We start from the raw sequence: 17,204 nt of genomic DNA, 5'->3' as shown, positions 1-17,204 counted from the left end.
AAGTCAAGGTGAAAAAGACGCAGCTAAGGAAGACGCGAAAGCGAAAGCCAAAGCGCAGACAGATGCCATCGATAAACAGCCAGCCAATGCGAATACACCAGATGAAGCAGAGGCAGCTCAAAATGCGGTTAATGCTGCTCTAGCGAGAGCAATTGATGAAATCAATCGTATCAATCCTATTCCATCTCCTCGTCACCTCCTAACGTCTAGTGCTAAAGATGGAAATTCTGACAATGTGAACACTACAGAACCGACAAGTCCATCAGATAGTGGACAAGCAAATTCTGTAGCAGATGCCCCAGATTCTGACAGTGGCTCAACAACCACAGCTCGTTCGTCTGTAGCTCCAGTGACAACTACGGAACCTAGTGTAAATAATGTGAACAGAGAAAATGGTACTGTTTGTTCAGCAACTCAGGGTCAAGGAACTTTAGATAAGTCAGAACTAAGTAAGCAGACTCAAACCTTAGAAAATCTTTTGAGAACATTGACAGGTGTATCAAGTCCTATTACAGATTCAGCACGTCTGGTTCTGGCAGAAGCTCAGAAAGCTCTTGCAGATGACAGTTTGACAGAGCAAGGTTTACGCCATATCTTGCAAACAGTCAAAGATGCCATTGCTTCCCTAGAGTCCATTAAGGAAAGCCAGTCAGCAACGAAGGCTGGGGAACAAAAAGTTTCTGAGTCAGCACCAGAAGCAGATAAGCCTGCAGCCCAAACTCAAGTCCCAGTAGGGATTATTGCAGCAAGTATCCTAGTGCTTTTAGGTCTCCTCTTCTTCCTCCTAGCTCGTCGCAACAAAGAATCAGAACTCGAGAAATTAGCCAAGGAATTAAGTAAACTTCTTAAAGACTCAAACCTTGAAACAGTAGATAAGGATGTCCTTGAAAACTCTCAAGAAGAACTTCAAAAAGCAGTTTCCTTCTTGGCAGATGAAAAAGGCTCTGAGCATACTGAAGCAGAGTTGATTGATAATCTTAAAGAGGTTATTGCTAAGTTGAAAGCAAACGCCTAATAACATATTAAAAATCTCCAGATTAGGAACTATCCGTGAGTTCTCTAGTCTGGAGATTTTTCAATATACTTCGTTATTGGACGGTTACAAATTTAGTTTGAGAGACTAGCACAGGGTAACAGAGTGACGCTATCACTAGCCTAATAGAGATAAAATAAACAATTGATTTAGGACATTTGTTTGATAGTGGTGATAAAGTTTTAAATCTGCTACATAATTTGTAGAGTTTTTTCTATAATTAGGAGTTTAACCTAATCTGTAAATAGGAGTATACTAATAATGTAATCGTTATCAAAAGTCTAAAAAGGAATTTTTAGATGGATATTAAAATAAAAAGGGAGGAAATTATGAATAAGTTTTCAAAAACCTTGAGAGACAACTGGATCTTTCTCTTGATGGTTTTGCCAGGGGCACTCTGGTTGATTCTATTCTTTTACATTCCAGTATTTGGAAACGTGGTTGCCTTCAAAGACTACCACATGACCAGTAATGGTTTCATAGATAGTATCATAAATAGTAAATGGGTCGGACTCGATAATTTCAGATTCTTATTTAGTTCAAGAGACGCCTTTATTATCACACGAAATACGGTCCTCTACAATCTTGGTTTTATCTTTCTAGGTTTAGTTGTATCTGTAGGGATTGCCATTATCCTCAGTGAACTCCGTTCTAAGAGAATGGTGAAGATTTTCCAAACTTCTATGTTGTTCCCTTACTTCTTGTCTTGGGTTATCATCAGTTTCTTTACAGATGCCTTCCTAAATATTGATAAAGGGGTGTTCAATCATTTATTGGAAAGTCTTGGTCTAAAAGAAGTCAACTTCTACGCTGATTTGGGAATTTGGCCTTATCTCCTACTTTTCCTAGGTATTTGGAAAGGTTTTGGATATAGCAGTGTCATGTACTATGCGACGATTATGGGAATTGATCCAACCTACTATGAAGCAGCGACAGTGGACGGAGCCAGCAAATGGCAGCGCATTCGCAATGTAACCATTCCGCAGTTGACACCATTGGTAACTGTATTGACCATCCTTGCAGTCGGAAATATCTTCCGTGCAGACTTCGGTCTTTTCTACCAAATCCCTCACAATGCTGGTCAGCTTTATAACGTAACCAACGTCTTGGACGTATATGTATATAATGGATTGACCCAGACAGCAGATATCGGGATGGCTTCAGCAGCAGGTCTCTACCAATCAGTAGTCGGCTTGATTCTGGTGGTTCTATCAAACTTACTGGCAAGACGAGTTGATCCAAACTCAGCCTTGTTCTAAAAGGAGGAGAATATGGCAGAAAAGAAAATTAAAAAAGAAAAAATTGATAATGTCGGCATTCACTCCTTCAGTAAGAAAGCAGATATCTTCTTCAGTACCATTTCGGGTTTGATTGCCCTCTCTTGTATCCTACCCTTCGTATTCGTTATCATTATTTCAGTGACGGACGAGAAAAGCCTCCTCCAATACGGCTACAGCTTCTTCCCATCCCAATTTGGATTAGACGGTTTTGAGTTTTTGGCACAGTTTAAGGATAAAATCTTACAGGCCCTCTTCATTTCTGTCTTTGTAACCGTAGTTGGGACATTTACAAATGTCTTTATCACAACAACCTATGCCTACGCTATTTCACGGACAACCTTTAAGTATCGTAGATTCTTTACCATCTTCGTTCTGCTCAGTATGTTGTTCAACGCTGGTTTGGTACCAGGTTATATCATGGTGACTCGTGTGCTTCAGCTTGGGGATACTGTTTGGGCCTTGATTGTGCCAATGCTTCTCTCACCCTTTAACATCATCTTGATGCGTTCCTTCTTCAAGAAGACCATTCCAGAAGCCATTCTCGAATCGGCTCGTATCGATGGTGCCAGTGAGGCTCGGATTTTCTTCCAAATCTGTTTGCCATTGTCACTACCAGGTATCGCAACCATCACGCTTTTGACAGCTCTTGGTTTCTGGAATGACTGGTTCAACGCCCTTCTTTACATCAAGAGTGACAACTTGTATCCATTACAATATTTGCTGATGCAAATCCAACAAAATATGGACTACATCGCCAAAGCGGTCGGCTTGACTGGTCAACTGGGAGTTGCTCTACCGAAAGAAACAGGTCGTATGGCCATGGTTGTGGTTGCAACCCTTCCAATCGCGATTTTGTATCCATTCTTCCAACGCTACTTTGTAAAAGGTTTGACTATCGGTGGTGTGAAAGAATAGTGCTTATTGAGAAAAAACATTTCTCGTTTCCAAACTTCCCTTGAGTGAAGTTAAGATCATTACATTGTTTATAAGTTTAAAAATAAAAAAAGGAGTTTTTATCATGAAAAACTGGAAAAAATATGCTTTTGCATCTGCTAGTGTAGTCGCTTTGGCTGCAGGTCTTGCTGCTTGTGGAAATTTGACAGGTAACAGCAAAAAAGCTGCTGATTCAGGTGACAAACCTGTTATCAAAATGTACCAAATCGGTGACAAACCAGACAACTTGGATGAATTGTTAGCAAATGCCAACAAAATCATCGAAGAAAAAGTTGGTGCCAAATTGGATATCCAATACCTTGGCTGGGGTGACTATGGTAAGAAAATGTCAGTTATCACATCATCTGGTGAAAACTATGACATCGCCTTTGCAGATAACTATATTGTAAATGCTCAAAAAGGTGCTTATGCTGACTTGACAGAATTGTACAAAAAAGAAGGTAAAGACCTTTACAAGGCACTTGACCCAGCCTACATCAAGGGTAATACTGTAAATGGTAAAATTTACGCTGTTCCAGTTGCGGCCAACGTTGCATCATCTCAAAACTTTGCCTTCAACGGAACTCTCCTTGCCAAATATGGTATCGATATTTCAGGTGTTACTTCTTACGAAACTCTTGAGCCAGTCTTGAAACAAATCAAAGAAAAAGCTCCAGACGTAGTACCATTTGCAGCTACTAAGAACTTCATCCCTTCTGAGAACTTTGACTATCCAGTAGCAAACGGGCTTCCATTCGTTATTGACCTTGAAGGTGATACTACTAAAGTTGTAAACCGTTACGAAGTGCCTCGTTTCAAAGAACACTTAAAGACTCTTCACAAATTCTATGAAGCTGGCTACATTCCAAAAGACGTCGCAACAAGTGACACTACATTTGACCTTCAACAAGATACTTGGTTCGTTCGTGAAGAGACAGTAGGACCAGCTGACTACGGTAACAGCTTGCTCTCACGCGTTGCTAACAAAGACATCCAAATCAAACCAATCACAAACTTTATTAAGAAAAACCAAACAACACAAGTTGCTAACTTTGTCATCTCAAACAACTCTAAGAACAAAGAAAAATCAATGGAAATCTTGAACCTCTTGAATACGAACCCAGAACTTTTGAACGGCCTTGTTTACGGTCCAGAAGGCAAGAACTGGGAAAAACTTGCAGGTAAAGAAAACCGTGTTAAAGTCCTTGATGGCTACAAAGGAAACACTCACATGGGTGGATGGAACACTGGTAATAACTGGATTCTTTACATCAATGAAAACGTTACAGACCAACAAATTGAAGATTCTAAGAAACAATTGGCTGAAGCTAAAGAATCTCCAGCACTTGGATTCATCTTTAACACTGACAATGTGAAATCTGAAATCTCAGCAATCTCTAACACAATGCAACAATTCGATACAGCTATCAACACTGGTACTGTAGACCCAGATAAAGCGATTCCAGAATTGATGGAAAAATTGAAATCTGAAGGTGCCTACGAAAAAGTATTGAACGAAATGCAAAAACAATACGACGAATTCTTGAAAAATAAAAAATCATAAGATCAATTGATTTCGTGTATTCATTCCTAACTCCTAAACTAAAAATCACTGTTTTCCTCAGGCTTATCTGGGGGAGGCAGTGATTTTTTGAAAGTTTTTGAAGCCATGTATGCTGAGGAAATGTATAAAGACTACCAAACCTAATTTATTTCAGGTTGTTATAAATATCATCTAAATATGAGTGAATTTCTTGTCGTATAGATTGTAAAGAATGATTTCTAGCTGTATCAATGACACCGAATATTCTGTAATGACTACGGAAAAGTTTATCATAATCAATGTAACTTCCTATGATGATAATGTTGGCAAATTCAGAACGGAGTCGTATATCTTCTATATAAGAATACATTGTATCTGAAGATAAAAACATTGATTTTATGATAAAATAGGTAGTAGTGTTATAGGAATAGATGATACGCCTAGAAACTATAATTCTCGTTTTTGTTGATAAGTTTTCTTTAATATAAGAATTGATGTCACTTGTGATGATATATCCTAATAATGAAAAATGTAGAATTTGAATTGTATCCATATTTCTCCTCTGGCTCTATCATATCAAAAACATCCGATAGAAGATGTCGAAATCTTAGATTGTATAACTGTTAGCATGAAATGTTGAAAAATAACCATTTATGATAACTCAGATACCTTTTAAGATTTTTTCCATCATAGGATACTAGTTTTGATATGATATAGGAGAGTAAGGAGGAAAAATATGCAAGAATATATTTTAAGCCAAGGCAGAGCAGTTGTTAAAGTGCCTCATTCTAAGGTTTACTATGTGACAACACATCCTACGAAGGCACATGCTGTTATTTTTATTACAGCTGATGGAGTATTTGAGAAGTATATGAGCCTAGCTAGAGTTGAGGAAATGAGTCTGGGGAAATTGTTCAGGTGTCATAGAAAGTTTCTTGTTAACTTATCCAAAGTAATAGGATTGAAGTATGAAACGAAGACCATTTTATTTATGGATGAAAGAGTATCGGATATTATCTGCTCTAGAAGATATTTTAAAACTGTAAAAGAAAGATGGTTAAATACTAAAGGAGACGAGAAATGAATATCTTTATATTAGAGGATGATTTTATACAGCAGACTAGGATGGAAAATCTGGTGTATGATATTTTAGAGAAGAATTGTTGGGAAGTAAAGCACTGTGGTGTTTATGGTAAACCGAATCAATTGTTAGAAGATATGATGGAACGTGGAGGTCATCAACTTTTCTTTTTGGATATTGAAATTAAAAACGATGTTAGAAAAGGGTTAGATATTGCTTTGGAAATCAGAGATAGAGATCCAAATGCAGTCATTGTTTTTGTAACAACTCATTCAGAATTTATGCCTGTTAGTTTTCAATATCAAGTATCAGCTTTAGATTTTATTGATAAGGAATTGCCTGAAAGCTCTTTTAGGGAATGTGTGGAAAAGGCAATCGCTTATGTTCACAAGAATAAACATCAACTAATGACTGAAGATTCTTTTGTGTTTACAAATTCTAAAGCACTCGTTCAGGTTCCATTTTCGGATTTGCTTTATATAGAAACGTCAATGATTCCTCATAAGCTAGTTCTTTATTCTATGAGAGAAAGAATAGAATTTTACGGTAAAATTTCTGATATATTGAAGCAAGAACCCAGATTGGTTCAGTGTCATCGTTCTTTTATTGTGAATCCTTATAATATCTCTTCAATAGATAAGGAAGAAAAACTAGTCTATTTGAAGAACGGGTCAAGTTGCCTAGTATCTAGGTTAAAAATGAGGGCATTGCTGAATATAGTTAAAGATTTACATGATAGTAAGGAGTAGTAAATGTCATTTGTGTTAGTATCTTTGAATTTTTACATATTTTTATTTCTTCATGCAAAAATTTATGGCTATCAATTGACTATAAAGAGATCTTTAGAGTTATTGTTTTTCTATTTTTTATTAGAGTTTTTACTTTTAACCTTGATTAAGATGTTCTATATCCCTGTTGTTATTACAGTACTAGATTATCCCATCTTTTTTATTATCTATACATTGTTGTTGGATAAAAAGAAATACAGTCTGATATCGACACTTTTTTATGCTCTGTTTCCTATCACATTTTGGTCGATCATCTATGATTTTTTTGTTGATTTTATTATTCCTAATTTTGCTAGTTTAACAGACATATATGTTTATTACGATGCCACCATTTTCTCGATTTTAGCAAGTCTCCTATCTTTGCTTATAATAAAAGTTTTTCAGTATGATTTTAGCTATTTAAGAAGTAAAGTGTTGGATAAACATCTGGATCAAATAATGAGGATTGCTAATGCTGCAATGTTGGGTTATTTTATCCTTATTCCTTTTATTGGTTACATTAAAAACAGCCTGAATTTATCTGTAAATCATTATCAAGGAGCTATAACTGCAATCTATTTCTTTTTATTTATCTATTTTGTCAATATACTGGACAGAAATGTACGTGAGGAATTGCAAAAAGATTTAGTACTTCAAAAAGAGATTCAACTTCAAAATCTTAAGAGCTATAGTAAACAAGTAGAAGGACTTTATCAAGAGGTTAGAAGCTTTAGGCATGATTATGCAAATATCTTAACAAGTTTAAAGATAGGGATAGACCGAAAAGATATTGATTTAGTTGCTCAAATTTATGACAGTGTCTTGAAAGACTCAGGGAAAAATTTAAAAGATACAAAATTTGATGTAGTGAGATTGAGAAATATAGAGGATTTATCCTTGAAGAGTTTATTAATCTCAAAATTATCCGAGGCTCAGAGTTTACTAGTGCCAGTTTCTTTGGAAATAGAAAAACCAATCGTTATCAAAAAGATTGAGGAAATTGATTTTTTAACAGTTGTTTCTATATTGTTAGATAACGCGATAGAGGCCGCTGCAAGCGCCACTGTCGAGGAACCTCTAAGTGTTTGTTTTTTTGAAGATATTAGAAGTAATAAGCAAGTTTTAATTATCCAAAATCCGACCCTAGATAGAGAGATTGATGTTACAAAAATATTTGAGAGAGGAATGTCGTCTAAAGGGCAGAATAGAGGAGTTGGTTTGTCTAATGTTAATAGTATTTTGACAAAATACCCAAATATCATTCTAAAAACTACAAGTTCTAATTTTAGATTTAAACAAGTCTTAGAGATAGAAGTATAGGTGGGGATGGGTGACTTGTATCTTCTATAATCTTTTCATGATAAAACGCATAGTATCAGTCATTTTGAAATCTGATATTATGCGTTTTTATAATTCTATAGATTTTTTATGGTTTGAAAGTAGTCCGTAATTTTAATGGTGTTGTTATGGTTTCATATAGCTCTTCCCATAATCCTCCACCTGTAATCTGGTTGAGTTCGGTAGTTGTTAGTTTTTGAAATGAAGTTAGGTTTTGTTTCTTATCCATGTTATGATTCTCCTTTTTGATAAGATAATAAATAGTTATAGAGTGTTATCTGAAAATTAATCAGAATGGGTTAAAATTTTATCTTTGAAATAATCAAAATATGTTTTCTTTGCAGTTACACTAGTGACGCGACCTTGTAAGCCATATTGGATGAGTTTACTATCCTCATTAGATAGTTTTGCAAGAGCGGTTAATTTAAAGAGATTACCTTGCTCTGTTCTGGTAGGAGTTTGATCAATTGTCTGAAGTTGGCCGATGATGGTAATGCCGTGATTTCCAATCTTCTCCAGTTTTAATCTTACAGTTTGTCCTTTATCTAGTAGAGGTAGATAGTCAGAAGATACGTAGTAAGTGATTAGTATTTCTCTTGTATCTGTGATGACAGGGAATATTTGAGCAATTTCTGTACCAGTTGGAATTCTATTTTTACCTTCAAATTCACTGTTTAAGTGAATGATACCTTTACTTGGGGCGGTTAAGGTATTGTTTTCTAAGCGCTGCGTTGCTTGATCTAGTTGTACTTTTAATTCTGTTAATTGATTCTCCACGGTTAGTTGTTGCTGTGAGGCTGTTTGTAAAAATTGAGTACGGAGTACTTCAATTTTGGTTGCTAAACTATTGTCATAAGTTGCTACACTTCCGATACCAGCTTGCTGAATTTTGAGGTTTGCGATAGATGATTCAAGACCTGCAATACTTTGATTAATTTGAGATAAAAATGGCTCCTCTGCAGTTCCTTGTGTTTGTCCTTGTGAGGCTACAAGATAACGATTCAAAATTGACTGGTGCGGATTGCCAGTTGGTAAGCGAGCCCTTTTATTTATGATAGTATCTCTCAATTCTCGATATTCTCCAATTTGTTGTTGAACTTTTGTAATTTCTTGTTCGATGGCTGATGAACTGCTATTGGAAAGATTAGCTTGATTTGAAACTTCGGTGTTAGTCTTTGTGATGCCTAGTTCAATATCATGGGATTGTTTAGTAAAATTCATAAAGGTATTATGGTAGCCAAACTCATCCTCGCCAGAAAAAAGATCAGTCGCTTTTTCTAAGCTTTGTCTCAAAATTCCAAGTTCTTCTTTTTGCTTCTCAAGTCTCTGTAATTGTGTTTCTAAGGCAGTTTTCTGACTTTCTTCCATTGTTTCAGAGTATTTGATGAGTAAGTCACCTTTTTCCACTACTTGATTTGCCACTAAATGATTAGCAAGGATAGGATTATCACTGGTTGACTGAATAGATGCAATGACACTTGTAGGGGCGATTTCTCCTTGGGAAGTAACAGTAATTTCTTTTGTGGCAACAAGGGAGAAAATCAAGATGAAAGTAAACAGTAATGAAAGAGGTATGATTAACACTGTCGCATAGTTATGGTAACGTCTCTGATAAAACTCGACGCTTCTAAAAAGATTAGGATTCATGACATTCTCCTTATTTATTGAATAGATGATGGTAGAAGCCTTGCGCCTGCATTAACTCTTGGTGACTACCAACTTCAATGATTTTCCCCTGGTCGAGAACAATGACACGGTTAGTTCGTTCGGCTATACTGAGACGATGGGCTACAAAGAGAATGGTTTTATCAGTTAGGGACATAAGATTATCTATAACTTTTTTCTCAGTCAAGACATCAAGACCGCTAGTAGCTTCATCTAGTATTAGAACAGGAGCTTTAGTTAAAAGAGCACGAACGAGAGCGATTCGTTGCTTTTGTCCTCCTGATAGACCAGCTCCATCAGAGAGCTGAGTTTGATAGCCCATAGGCATTCTTTCAATGTCTTGACGGATTTCAGCTAATTCACAAGCTCTTAGAATATCTTCTTGGCTAATCATATGATTACCGCCCAAGGTTAAATTTTCCAAGATAGAGCCATTAAAGATATAGGCTTGTTGAGGTAGGTAATTAATATGATGGCGCAAAACTTTTTTATCAATGTTTTTAATATCCTGATGATTGATGGAAATATGTCCTTTGTAGGGTTCAAAGAAATTGACAATCATTTTGGCTAAAGTTGTTTTACCAGAACCACTAACTCCAACTAGGCTAACCTTATCTCCTTGTTTAATCGTGAGATTAATATCTGTTAAGGTATCTCGTCCAAAACCATACTTATAAGAAAGGTCATCAAATTCAATATCGCCCATCAAAAAATGTGAATGAACAGGATTTTCTTGAACTTGAAATTCAGATTCGACTAGATAGACTTCGTTCAAACGGTTATTAGCAACCTTCGCAGATTGGAGTTTGGTTTGGAGGTTGATAATATTTTCCATAGGAGTTGTAAAGTAAGAAAGAAGTGTGTTAAAGGTAATCAGCTGACCGATAGAAATTTTACTCGACATGACTAATTGAGCGCCAAACCATAGGATAAGGATATTCAGAACTAATTTTGTTCCCTGCTTTAAACTCGTTTGTAAAATAGAATATTTACTGAGTTTAAAGGATTTTTCCAAATACTCTACAAATTCGCTGTCTATATTTTGATAGCGATTTTCTTCACTCGTGAGCGACTTTATAGTTTCAATCCCGTTGATATCTTCGATAATGGCAGAGCTAACCATAGAATTACTTTGCATGACATCATGGTTCATTTTTTCGAAAGGCTTCATAAAAGAAAAGATGATGAACATGTATATAGGAATGGAAATAAGAGAAAGAAGGAAGAGATTAGGGTTTTGTGCCAGTAAGACGCCCCCTACAAGAATCAGAATAGAAACATCCAGAAAAAGAGAAAGAATGGTAGAAGCCAAGGCATCTATAATAGAGTTAGCATCTGTGAACCGTGAAATGATTTCTCCTGTACGACGTGTCGCAAAGAAAGACATAGGAAGTTCAAAAATATGGCGAATATAGGATAAAATCACATCAATGCTTAATCTCTGACTCAGAACAGTTAGGAGATAATCTCTGGAGAAGCCCATGACTTGTTGGAGGATATAGGTGATAACCAGACCAACTGAGATGATTCCTAAAGTTGATTTCATCTGATTTGGGATGTATTCATCCAAGATTCCTTGAAGATAATAAGAACCACCGATATTGATAATCGTGACCAATAAGCTTGAGAGAACAATGTAAGCAATGAGAGATTTTTGTTTGAAAATCAAAGGAAGGAAGCTTAGTAGACCATTCTTTTTATCTTTATGGGGTTGATAGCTGGGTTTGGGAGCTAGAAAAATAGCTACTCCAGTCCATTCAGAGAAAAAGCGTTCTTTTGACATTTTAGTGATTTTTACAGAAGGGTCAGGATCACCAATAATCAGATAGTCTTTCTTTGTTTGATAGACAACATAGTAATGTTGGAGTTTTCCTTCTTTGTTAACGTGAACGATAAATGGATAGGGGACATCACTCATGTCAAAGAGCGTTTTATCTGCTTGAACAGGTCTTGTTTCAAAGCCCATTTCATCAGCGGCTTTTACAATGCCAAGAGCAGTCGTTCCTTCTTTATTGGTCTCTGCAAGTTCTCTCAAGTGAGCTAGAGAAAAATCTGAACCATAGAATTTAGCAATCGAGGCTAAGGCAGCAACACCACAGTCTCTAGCATCTATTTGAGGAACAAATGTACGTTTATAAGAAGTCATTGGCAATCCCTTTCATATAGTAGATAGATATATTATGCCAAACTTTACTAAAAAACTTCCTGCTAAATCGTAAACGGTATTTATATTGTCATGAACAGTAATTTTTATTAAGTAAGATGAACCATTGATTTTTATAGTTGACGATAGTATATATTAGTTTTGGTCTTTGATAAAATTTATGAAAAACATTTCGTGATGAAAAAAAGACATTTTATGATTTTAAAGAAATGATATCAGTTGATTATGATATATTGATGTTGTCAAGGTTGCAACAAAACAAAAATTAAAAATAAAAAGGAGGTATTCATCATGAATACAAAAACAATGTCACAATTTTCTGTTATGGATAATGAAATGCTTGCTTGTGTTGAAGGTGGAGATAAAGTAGGGGCTGGAGAAGTTGTTCAAGCATTAGGAATTTGTACAATAGGAGGTGCAGCTCTGGGGAGTGTTATCCCAGTTGTGGGAACTCTTGCCGGCGGGGTTTTAGGAGCACAGTTTTGTACAGCGGCTTGGGGAGCTTTTAGAGCAAGTTAAACTTTTAGCGATATAGTAGATTGGAAATAGTAGTAAAAGGAGGTGATTTATATGAAATACAGATTATTTTTTGTTATTTTATTGAGTAGTATGTTGGATATTCTTTTAGGTACATTTTTGAAAATCTCGAATGTATCGATTGGGTGGATTGTTCTCTACAGTGGCTTATTTGAAGCAGGAGTTTTCCTTCTTGCTAATAAAGGTTTGGCGGTAAAAATCAAGGAAGCAGACATTCAAAAACGCTTTAAATTTATTTTTGGAAAAACGTTATGGTTTCAAATTCTTTTGCTCATCTTTTTGGCGGTAAAACTTTATCTTGGTTTGGATGAGAGACTGATTTTACTTTATGGAAATATTTTCATTGTCTTTAATGCCTTAGTTTATCTTTTGTCTACTAGCCAAATTAATTTAACAAAGAAAGCGTGAAAAGAATGGAACAATCAGTAAATAATTTTATCATTTTATCCGATGAAAAATTAACAATGATAACAGCTGGTGATAAACAACTTGCAGACAGATTTTTAAGTGGAGTAGGTGGTGCAGTTGAGGGGCTTTCGCTTTGTGCACAGACAATCCCTTTCCCAACTCCGCAGATTTATTTAATTTGTGCAGCTGGTGGGGCGGCAGCTTCAGTTTTATGGCCACATTAGAGGATTTAGTTAGGATATAGAATTATTAATCTGGGTATCTCTTTGCGCTTATACTCTCTATACTGTATAGGAACGTATCATGTATAAACACTTATTTTTTCCATATTCAAAAATCTTAGACTGGTTGACACCCTATATTCTAGTCTTGGTTTCTGACACCATTGCATTTAATGTTTTTGTGCTAACCTTTGTATCTGTAGTGGTTTTTTCTTTCCTGAATCCCATGCTAGCTTTTATAGCTATATTCTTAGGGGCTGGCTATGTTGTCGGATTTTGGTTATTAAAATGGTTTGTTTTAGAGAGATTGGAGGTAAAGGATGACTTGTAGGAAGGTGTACTTAGTGTTTAAGTGGTTATCTTTATGGTCGTTTTCAATAAAGATTATACCTTGTTTTTGATTTTTAGTATAGTAACGTCAAATGTAGCTCCTTACATTCATTCCTAACTCCTAAAATAAGAATCACTGTTTTCCTCAGGTTGGTCTGGGGAGGGCAGTGGTTTTTTACCTTATTTAGATAATTATCCGAATTAGATGATATAAACAATATTAAAATGATAACAGATGATTAAAATATTAAAATTTCTTATATCTTTATTAATTTTTCTTAAGTAGATTTTTAGAATAAAGTAGCTTATAATAAGAGTACAATGAAAGCGCTTAACATTGTGAAAATTCATCTTGTTCTGATTTAAGAGATCTATAGATACAAATTTTTAAGCAGTCGTATATAGATGTATATCATTTACATAGTTCTATATACTTAAAAATTTATACAATGATCAATTTAAACGAGATAGGTGAAAAAATGATAAAAGTTGTTCTCTATTCTTTTTAGGAACAAGAAATTTTACATGAGGTTATTCAAATGAAAAAAACACCCAATCGATGGTTAATTTTGGCAGCAGCCATTTTAACGAATCTATCTCTAGGTGCTGGTTACGCCTGGTCAGTTTTTCAAAAGGCGCTGCTAGAAACCAATTCTAGTCAAGGATGGGTTCAATCCCAAACTTCTTTGGCCTTTAGTATTTCTTTTGCAATGGTACCTGTTGGTATGATTATTTTCGGTCCTAAGGTTGATTCAGCAGGACCTAAGAAATTTGTATTCCTAGGTGGTATTCTCTTCGGTGCTGGTATGTTTGCTACTGGATTTGCTACTTCTCTTCCAGTCCTTTACCTCACTTACGGGGTTGTCCTAGGACTTGGTATTGGTTCAGCTTATGGAGCATCTACTTCAGTTGCCACTAAGTGGTTCCCAGATAAAAAAGGTTTAGCTGGTGGTTTGACAGCAGCAGGTTTCGGGTTAGGCCCGCTCATTATCGGTCCAGTTGCCAAAGCTTTGATTGCTTCTATGGGTGTTTACTCAACATTCAAAGTATTGGGTATCATTCTTCTAATTGTTATTTGCACTTCTTCATTGGTAATGGAGAAAGCTCCTGCAGCAGCGCCGGCATCTGGAACAGCTCAACCAGAAGGTAAAACTTACAAAGAAATGCTTCGTGATGGAAATTACTGGCTTCTATGGTTGATTTACGTTCTTGGTGCTACTGGTGGAATGATGATTATCGGTACTGCAGCATCAATTTCTGACCAGTATAAACTTGTAGGAGAAGCTACACTCTTTGTTATGCTGGTATCTATCGCTAATACATTTGGTCGTATCTTCTGGGGTACGGTATCTGATAAGATTGGTCGCTATCCTACTGTTATTGCCATGTTTGGAGCGGTTGCTACTGGTTTGTTGCTCACAGCCTTATTCAAAGGTCCTGGAAGCATCTTGGCCATCCTTGGAATTATGATGGTTGCCTTGTCATTTGGAGGCTTCCTAGGTTCATTCCCAGGAATTACTGCTGAAAACTGGGGAGTTACATACGTAGGGACAAACTATGGATGGATGTTTACTGCTTATGGCGTAGCTGCTATTGCTGGTCCTCAGTTAGGAGCACGTCTTGCACAGGCAAACCAAGGAGATTATACAATGGCCTTCTTTATCGTTATCGGCATGGCTATCCTTGGTATTTTACTCCAACTGTTCTATATGGCTAAAGCTAAAAAAGTTTAAAAATGAATCCTTGGAAAATCCAAGGATTTTTTAAAATATGATTGATACTAAGTGTAGTGTACAAGAAATTTTTTTCTAAATTGAAATATAGCAATTTCCAGTCAAATAAATTGCATTCGTTTTCTCAAGCAGGTATACTAGTATGGATAAATAAAAAATTTAGAAAATTTAAGAATAGAAAAGAGAACAAATCTTATGGCAAAAGATATTCGTGTCTTACTTTACTACCTTTATACTCCAATTGAAAATGCAGAGCAATTTGCTGCAGACCACTTGGATTTCTGTAAATCGATCGGCCTTAAAGGCCGTATCCTAGTCGCTGACGAGGGAATTAACGGAACAGTTTCAGGTGATTATGAAACAACTCAAAAATACATGGACTACGTTCACAGCCTCCCAGGTATGGAAGACCTCTGGTTCAAGATTGACGAAGAAAATGAACAAGCCTTCAAGAAGATGTTCGTTCGCTACAAGAAAGAGATTGTCCACCTTGGTTTGGAAGACAACGACTTTGACAATGACATCAACCCACTTGAAACAACAGGTGCTTACTTGTCTCCAAAAGAGTTCAAAGAAGCGCTTCTTGATAAAGATACCGTTGTCCTTGACACACGTAACGATTATGAGTACGACCTAGGACATTTCCGTGGGGCTATCCGCCCAGACATCCGCAACTTCCGTGAGTTGCCACAGTGGGTTCGTGATAACAAGGAAAAATTCATGGACAAGCGTGTCGTGGTTTACTGTACAGGTGGCGTTCGCTGTGAGAAATTCTCAGGCTGGATGGTCCGTGAAGGTTACAAAGATGTCGGCCAATTGCACGGAGGAATCGCAACTTACGGTAAAGACCCAGAAGTTCAAGGTGAGCTTTGGGATGGAAAAATGTATGTCTTTGACGAGCGTATCGCCGTTGATGTCAACCATGTCAACCCAACTATCGTAGGGAAAGACTGGTTTGATGGAACACCATGTGAACGTTATGTCAACTGTGGAAATCCATTCTGTAACCGTCGTATCTTGACATCAGAAGAAAATGAAGACAAGTACCTTCGTGGATGCTCACACGAGTGCCGTGTTCACCCACGTAACCGCTATGTTTCAGAACATGAATTGACACAAGCTGAAGTGATTGAGCGCCTAGCCGCTATCGGTGAAAGCTTGGATCAAGCAGCTACTGTATAAGATCAAACAGTCCTCAGGGGCTGTTTTTCTATGCTTTGTACTCAAAAATCTAAAGTTTGTTTCTGTATCTTTCAGGAAAATAAGGTTTACTGTATGTAAACGATTTCAAAGGAGTCCAGTTATGGCGAAAACATTTTTTATTCCAAATAAACAGAGCATTTTAGGAGAACAGGAGATTTTGACTGCCAAGTCTATCTTGGCCTTGGTAGATGGCTTGGAGTCACATAGCTATGATGCAGTCTATCTCCGTCAGCCTCTTAACCGTCTTGAGTATATCGAGTGTGCGATAGTGGGGCAATCACAATTTCTTTTTAAGGTCAGTTATGCTGATGGTCAAAAGGCTTACCGTGTCGATCTTCCTGACCTACTAACGCAGATAGACTGGGAGATCATCAAGTCATTTTTAGATGCTTTGCTTGCTTATACAGGAACTGAGATTGAGGGACTCGATGATTTTGACTTTGAAGATTATTTTCAAGCAAGTATTCAAGCCTATCTGGCAGACACTGCAGCCCGCTTTACGATTTGCCAAGGAATTTTTAACCCTGTTTTCTTTAGTCATGAGGACTTGGAAAGCTTTTTAGAGGAAGATGGTTTGGCTCAGTTTGAAGCGTGTGTGCGTGCGGTTCAAGAGACAGATGCTTACTTTGCAAGAGTTTCCTTCTATCAGGATGGAGAAGCCCAAGTGCACGGTGTTTACCATCTGGCTCAAGGGGTCAAGACTGTTTTACCGAGAGAACCATTTGTACCTGCTGCCTATATTGAGCAATTGGTGGATAAGGAAGTCCAGTGGGAGATTGACTTGGTTCAAATCACAGGAGACGGCTCTAAACCAGAAGACTATGAAGCCATTGCCCGATTGGACTATGCAAAATTCCTAGAGTCACTACCATCAGCATCTTACCACCAACTAGACGCCAATCAATTAGAAGTACAACCCATCTTAGACAAATATTTTAAAGCATTAGCACAAGAAAAGTAAAGCAGAA

General features: G+C 36.7%; 18 protein-coding genes. 14 read left to right on the top strand and 4 right to left on the bottom strand.

From position 1 onward, the window contains the following. The first annotated feature begins 757 nt into the window (after positions 1 to 757). From HT728_RS08420 to HT728_RS08405, 4 genes are all read left to right on the top strand, one after another. Positions 758 to 1,015 carry a hypothetical protein gene (locus HT728_RS08420; RefSeq protein ID WP_065427688.1) on the top strand — a complete coding sequence of 86 codons (258 nt, stop codon included), beginning with the start codon at positions 758 to 760 and terminating at the stop codon, positions 1,013 to 1,015. Between the two features lie 347 nt (positions 1,016 to 1,362). Further along, positions 1,363 to 2,292 carry a sugar ABC transporter permease gene (locus tag HT728_RS08415; protein WP_007284784.1) on the top strand — a complete coding sequence of 310 codons (930 nt, stop codon included), beginning with the start codon at positions 1,363 to 1,365 and terminating at the stop codon, positions 2,290 to 2,292. Between the two features lie 12 nt (positions 2,293 to 2,304). Beyond that, the gene (locus HT728_RS08410) at positions 2,305 to 3,228 is read left to right on the top strand and encodes a carbohydrate ABC transporter permease (protein ID WP_000818350.1); all 924 of its coding nucleotides are present in this window, start codon (positions 2,305 to 2,307) and stop codon (positions 3,226 to 3,228) included. 103 nt (positions 3,229 to 3,331) lie between these two features. Beyond that, positions 3,332 to 4,810 carry an ABC transporter substrate-binding protein gene (locus HT728_RS08405; protein ID WP_173234743.1) on the top strand — a complete coding sequence of 493 codons (1,479 nt, stop codon included), beginning with the start codon at positions 3,332 to 3,334 and terminating at the stop codon, positions 4,808 to 4,810. A 145-nt stretch (positions 4,811 to 4,955) separates the two neighbouring features. Here HT728_RS08405 and HT728_RS10690 read toward each other — a convergent pair whose 3' ends face one another. After that, a complete protein-coding gene (locus HT728_RS10690) occupies positions 4,956 to 5,342 on the bottom strand; it encodes a hypothetical protein (protein WP_240156598.1) in 387 nt (128 codons plus the stop codon). 183 nt (positions 5,343 to 5,525) lie between these two features. Between HT728_RS10690 and HT728_RS08395 the strand changes: the two genes are divergently transcribed. From HT728_RS08395 to HT728_RS08385, 3 genes are read left to right on the top strand one after another with little or no spacing between them, the layout of a single operon-like run. Further along, positions 5,526 to 5,873, top strand: coding sequence for a LytTR family DNA-binding domain-containing protein (locus tag HT728_RS08395; protein ID WP_112444768.1), 348 nt, complete (start codon positions 5,526 to 5,528; stop codon positions 5,871 to 5,873). Continuing rightward, on the top strand, positions 5,870 to 6,619 hold the full coding sequence (locus HT728_RS08390; protein ID WP_173234740.1) for a response regulator transcription factor: 750 nt from the start codon (positions 5,870 to 5,872) through the stop codon (positions 6,617 to 6,619). The genes HT728_RS08395 and HT728_RS08390 overlap by 4 nt, the downstream gene beginning before the upstream one ends. Positions 6,620 to 6,622: 3 nt before the next feature. Then, complete coding sequence (locus HT728_RS08385; RefSeq protein ID WP_173234738.1) at positions 6,623 to 7,957, top strand: GHKL domain-containing protein; 1,335 nt, start codon at positions 6,623 to 6,625, stop codon at positions 7,955 to 7,957. A 106-nt stretch (positions 7,958 to 8,063) separates the two neighbouring features. On the opposite strand, the gene blpC is transcribed toward HT728_RS08385, so the two are convergent. Genes blpC through blpA form a run of 3 tightly spaced genes read right to left on the bottom strand, consistent with a single transcriptional unit; the run spans position 8,064 to position 11,786 of the window. Further along, the gene (gene blpC / locus HT728_RS08380; RefSeq protein ID WP_112444774.1) at positions 8,064 to 8,204 is read right to left on the bottom strand and encodes a quorum-sensing system pheromone BlpC; all 141 of its coding nucleotides are present in this window, start codon (positions 8,202 to 8,204) and stop codon (positions 8,064 to 8,066) included. A 56-nt stretch (positions 8,205 to 8,260) separates the two neighbouring features. Beyond that, positions 8,261 to 9,622, bottom strand: a complete 1,362-nt coding sequence (locus tag HT728_RS08375; protein WP_173234736.1) for a bacteriocin secretion accessory protein — start codon at positions 9,620 to 9,622, stop codon at positions 8,261 to 8,263. 10 nt (positions 9,623 to 9,632) lie between these two features. Further along, on the bottom strand, positions 9,633 to 11,786 hold the full coding sequence (blpA, locus tag HT728_RS08370) for a peptide cleavage/export ABC transporter BlpA (protein WP_173234734.1): 2,154 nt from the start codon (positions 11,784 to 11,786) through the stop codon (positions 9,633 to 9,635). Between the two features lie 309 nt (positions 11,787 to 12,095). On the opposite strand from blpA, the gene HT728_RS08365 reads away from it, so the two are divergent. The 7 genes from HT728_RS08365 to HT728_RS08335 all read left to right on the top strand — a co-directional run bounded on the left by HT728_RS08365 (position 12,096) and on the right by HT728_RS08335 (position 17,197). Then, the gene (locus HT728_RS08365) at positions 12,096 to 12,323 is read left to right on the top strand and encodes a Blp family class II bacteriocin (RefSeq protein WP_173220077.1); all 228 of its coding nucleotides are present in this window, start codon (positions 12,096 to 12,098) and stop codon (positions 12,321 to 12,323) included. Between the two features lie 51 nt (positions 12,324 to 12,374). Beyond that, positions 12,375 to 12,749, top strand: a complete 375-nt coding sequence (locus HT728_RS08360; protein WP_173220074.1) for an immunity protein — start codon at positions 12,375 to 12,377, stop codon at positions 12,747 to 12,749. A 5-nt stretch (positions 12,750 to 12,754) separates the two neighbouring features. Then, on the top strand, positions 12,755 to 12,973 hold the full coding sequence (locus tag HT728_RS08355) for a hypothetical protein (protein ID WP_173213201.1): 219 nt from the start codon (positions 12,755 to 12,757) through the stop codon (positions 12,971 to 12,973). Positions 12,974 to 13,052: 79 nt separating this feature from the next. Next, positions 13,053 to 13,301 (top strand): immunity protein BlpZ, encoded by a 249-nt coding sequence (gene blpZ, locus HT728_RS08350; RefSeq protein WP_173220071.1) that lies wholly within the window; start codon positions 13,053 to 13,055, stop codon positions 13,299 to 13,301. 538 nt (positions 13,302 to 13,839) lie between these two features. Beyond that, positions 13,840 to 15,033 carry an OFA family MFS transporter gene (locus HT728_RS08345; protein ID WP_173220068.1) on the top strand — a complete coding sequence of 398 codons (1,194 nt, stop codon included), beginning with the start codon at positions 13,840 to 13,842 and terminating at the stop codon, positions 15,031 to 15,033. A gap of 195 nt (positions 15,034 to 15,228) precedes the next feature. Beyond that, positions 15,229 to 16,215, top strand: coding sequence for a rhodanese-related sulfurtransferase (locus tag HT728_RS08340; RefSeq protein ID WP_173220065.1), 987 nt, complete (start codon positions 15,229 to 15,231; stop codon positions 16,213 to 16,215). Positions 16,216 to 16,336: 121 nt separating this feature from the next. Then, a complete protein-coding gene (locus HT728_RS08335) occupies positions 16,337 to 17,197 on the top strand; it encodes a DUF4299 family protein (RefSeq protein ID WP_173220062.1) in 861 nt (286 codons plus the stop codon). Positions 17,198 to 17,204 lie beyond the last annotated feature (7 nt).

It is taken from the genome of Streptococcus sp. 544 (assembly GCF_013277385.1).
Classification (GTDB): domain Bacteria; phylum Bacillota; class Bacilli; order Lactobacillales; family Streptococcaceae; genus Streptococcus; species Streptococcus mitis_BA.
This window is presented reverse-complemented; position numbering and strand designations above follow the sequence as displayed.

Excerpts from the sequence above, each read along its gene's own strand:
- HT728_RS08415 (WP_007284784.1), top strand. The coding sequence starts at position 1,363 with ATGAATAAGTTTTCAAAAACCTTGAGAGACAACTGGATCTTTCTCTTG.
- HT728_RS08410 (WP_000818350.1), top strand. The coding sequence starts at position 2,305 with ATGGCAGAAAAGAAAATTAAAAAAGAAAAAATTGATAATGTCGGCATT.
- HT728_RS08405 (WP_173234743.1), top strand. The coding sequence starts at position 3,332 with ATGAAAAACTGGAAAAAATATGCTTTTGCATCTGCTAGTGTAGTCGCT.
- HT728_RS10690 (WP_240156598.1), bottom strand. The coding sequence starts at position 5,342 with ATGGATACAATTCAAATTCTACATTTTTCATTATTAGGATATATCATC.
- HT728_RS08395 (WP_112444768.1), top strand. The coding sequence starts at position 5,526 with ATGCAAGAATATATTTTAAGCCAAGGCAGAGCAGTTGTTAAAGTGCCT.
- HT728_RS08390 (WP_173234740.1), top strand. The coding sequence starts at position 5,870 with ATGAATATCTTTATATTAGAGGATGATTTTATACAGCAGACTAGGATG.
- HT728_RS08385 (WP_173234738.1), top strand. The coding sequence starts at position 6,623 with ATGTCATTTGTGTTAGTATCTTTGAATTTTTACATATTTTTATTTCTT.
- blpC (WP_112444774.1), bottom strand. The coding sequence starts at position 8,204 with ATGGATAAGAAACAAAACCTAACTTCATTTCAAAAACTAACAACTACC.
- HT728_RS08375 (WP_173234736.1), bottom strand. The coding sequence starts at position 9,622 with ATGAATCCTAATCTTTTTAGAAGCGTCGAGTTTTATCAGAGACGTTAC.
- blpA (WP_173234734.1), bottom strand. The coding sequence starts at position 11,786 with ATGACTTCTTATAAACGTACATTTGTTCCTCAAATAGATGCTAGAGAC.
- HT728_RS08365 (WP_173220077.1), top strand. The coding sequence starts at position 12,096 with ATGAATACAAAAACAATGTCACAATTTTCTGTTATGGATAATGAAATG.
- HT728_RS08360 (WP_173220074.1), top strand. The coding sequence starts at position 12,375 with ATGAAATACAGATTATTTTTTGTTATTTTATTGAGTAGTATGTTGGAT.
- HT728_RS08355 (WP_173213201.1), top strand. The coding sequence starts at position 12,755 with ATGGAACAATCAGTAAATAATTTTATCATTTTATCCGATGAAAAATTA.
- blpZ (WP_173220071.1), top strand. The coding sequence starts at position 13,053 with ATGTATAAACACTTATTTTTTCCATATTCAAAAATCTTAGACTGGTTG.
- HT728_RS08345 (WP_173220068.1), top strand. The coding sequence starts at position 13,840 with ATGAAAAAAACACCCAATCGATGGTTAATTTTGGCAGCAGCCATTTTA.
- HT728_RS08340 (WP_173220065.1), top strand. The coding sequence starts at position 15,229 with ATGGCAAAAGATATTCGTGTCTTACTTTACTACCTTTATACTCCAATT.
- HT728_RS08335 (WP_173220062.1), top strand. The coding sequence starts at position 16,337 with ATGGCGAAAACATTTTTTATTCCAAATAAACAGAGCATTTTAGGAGAA.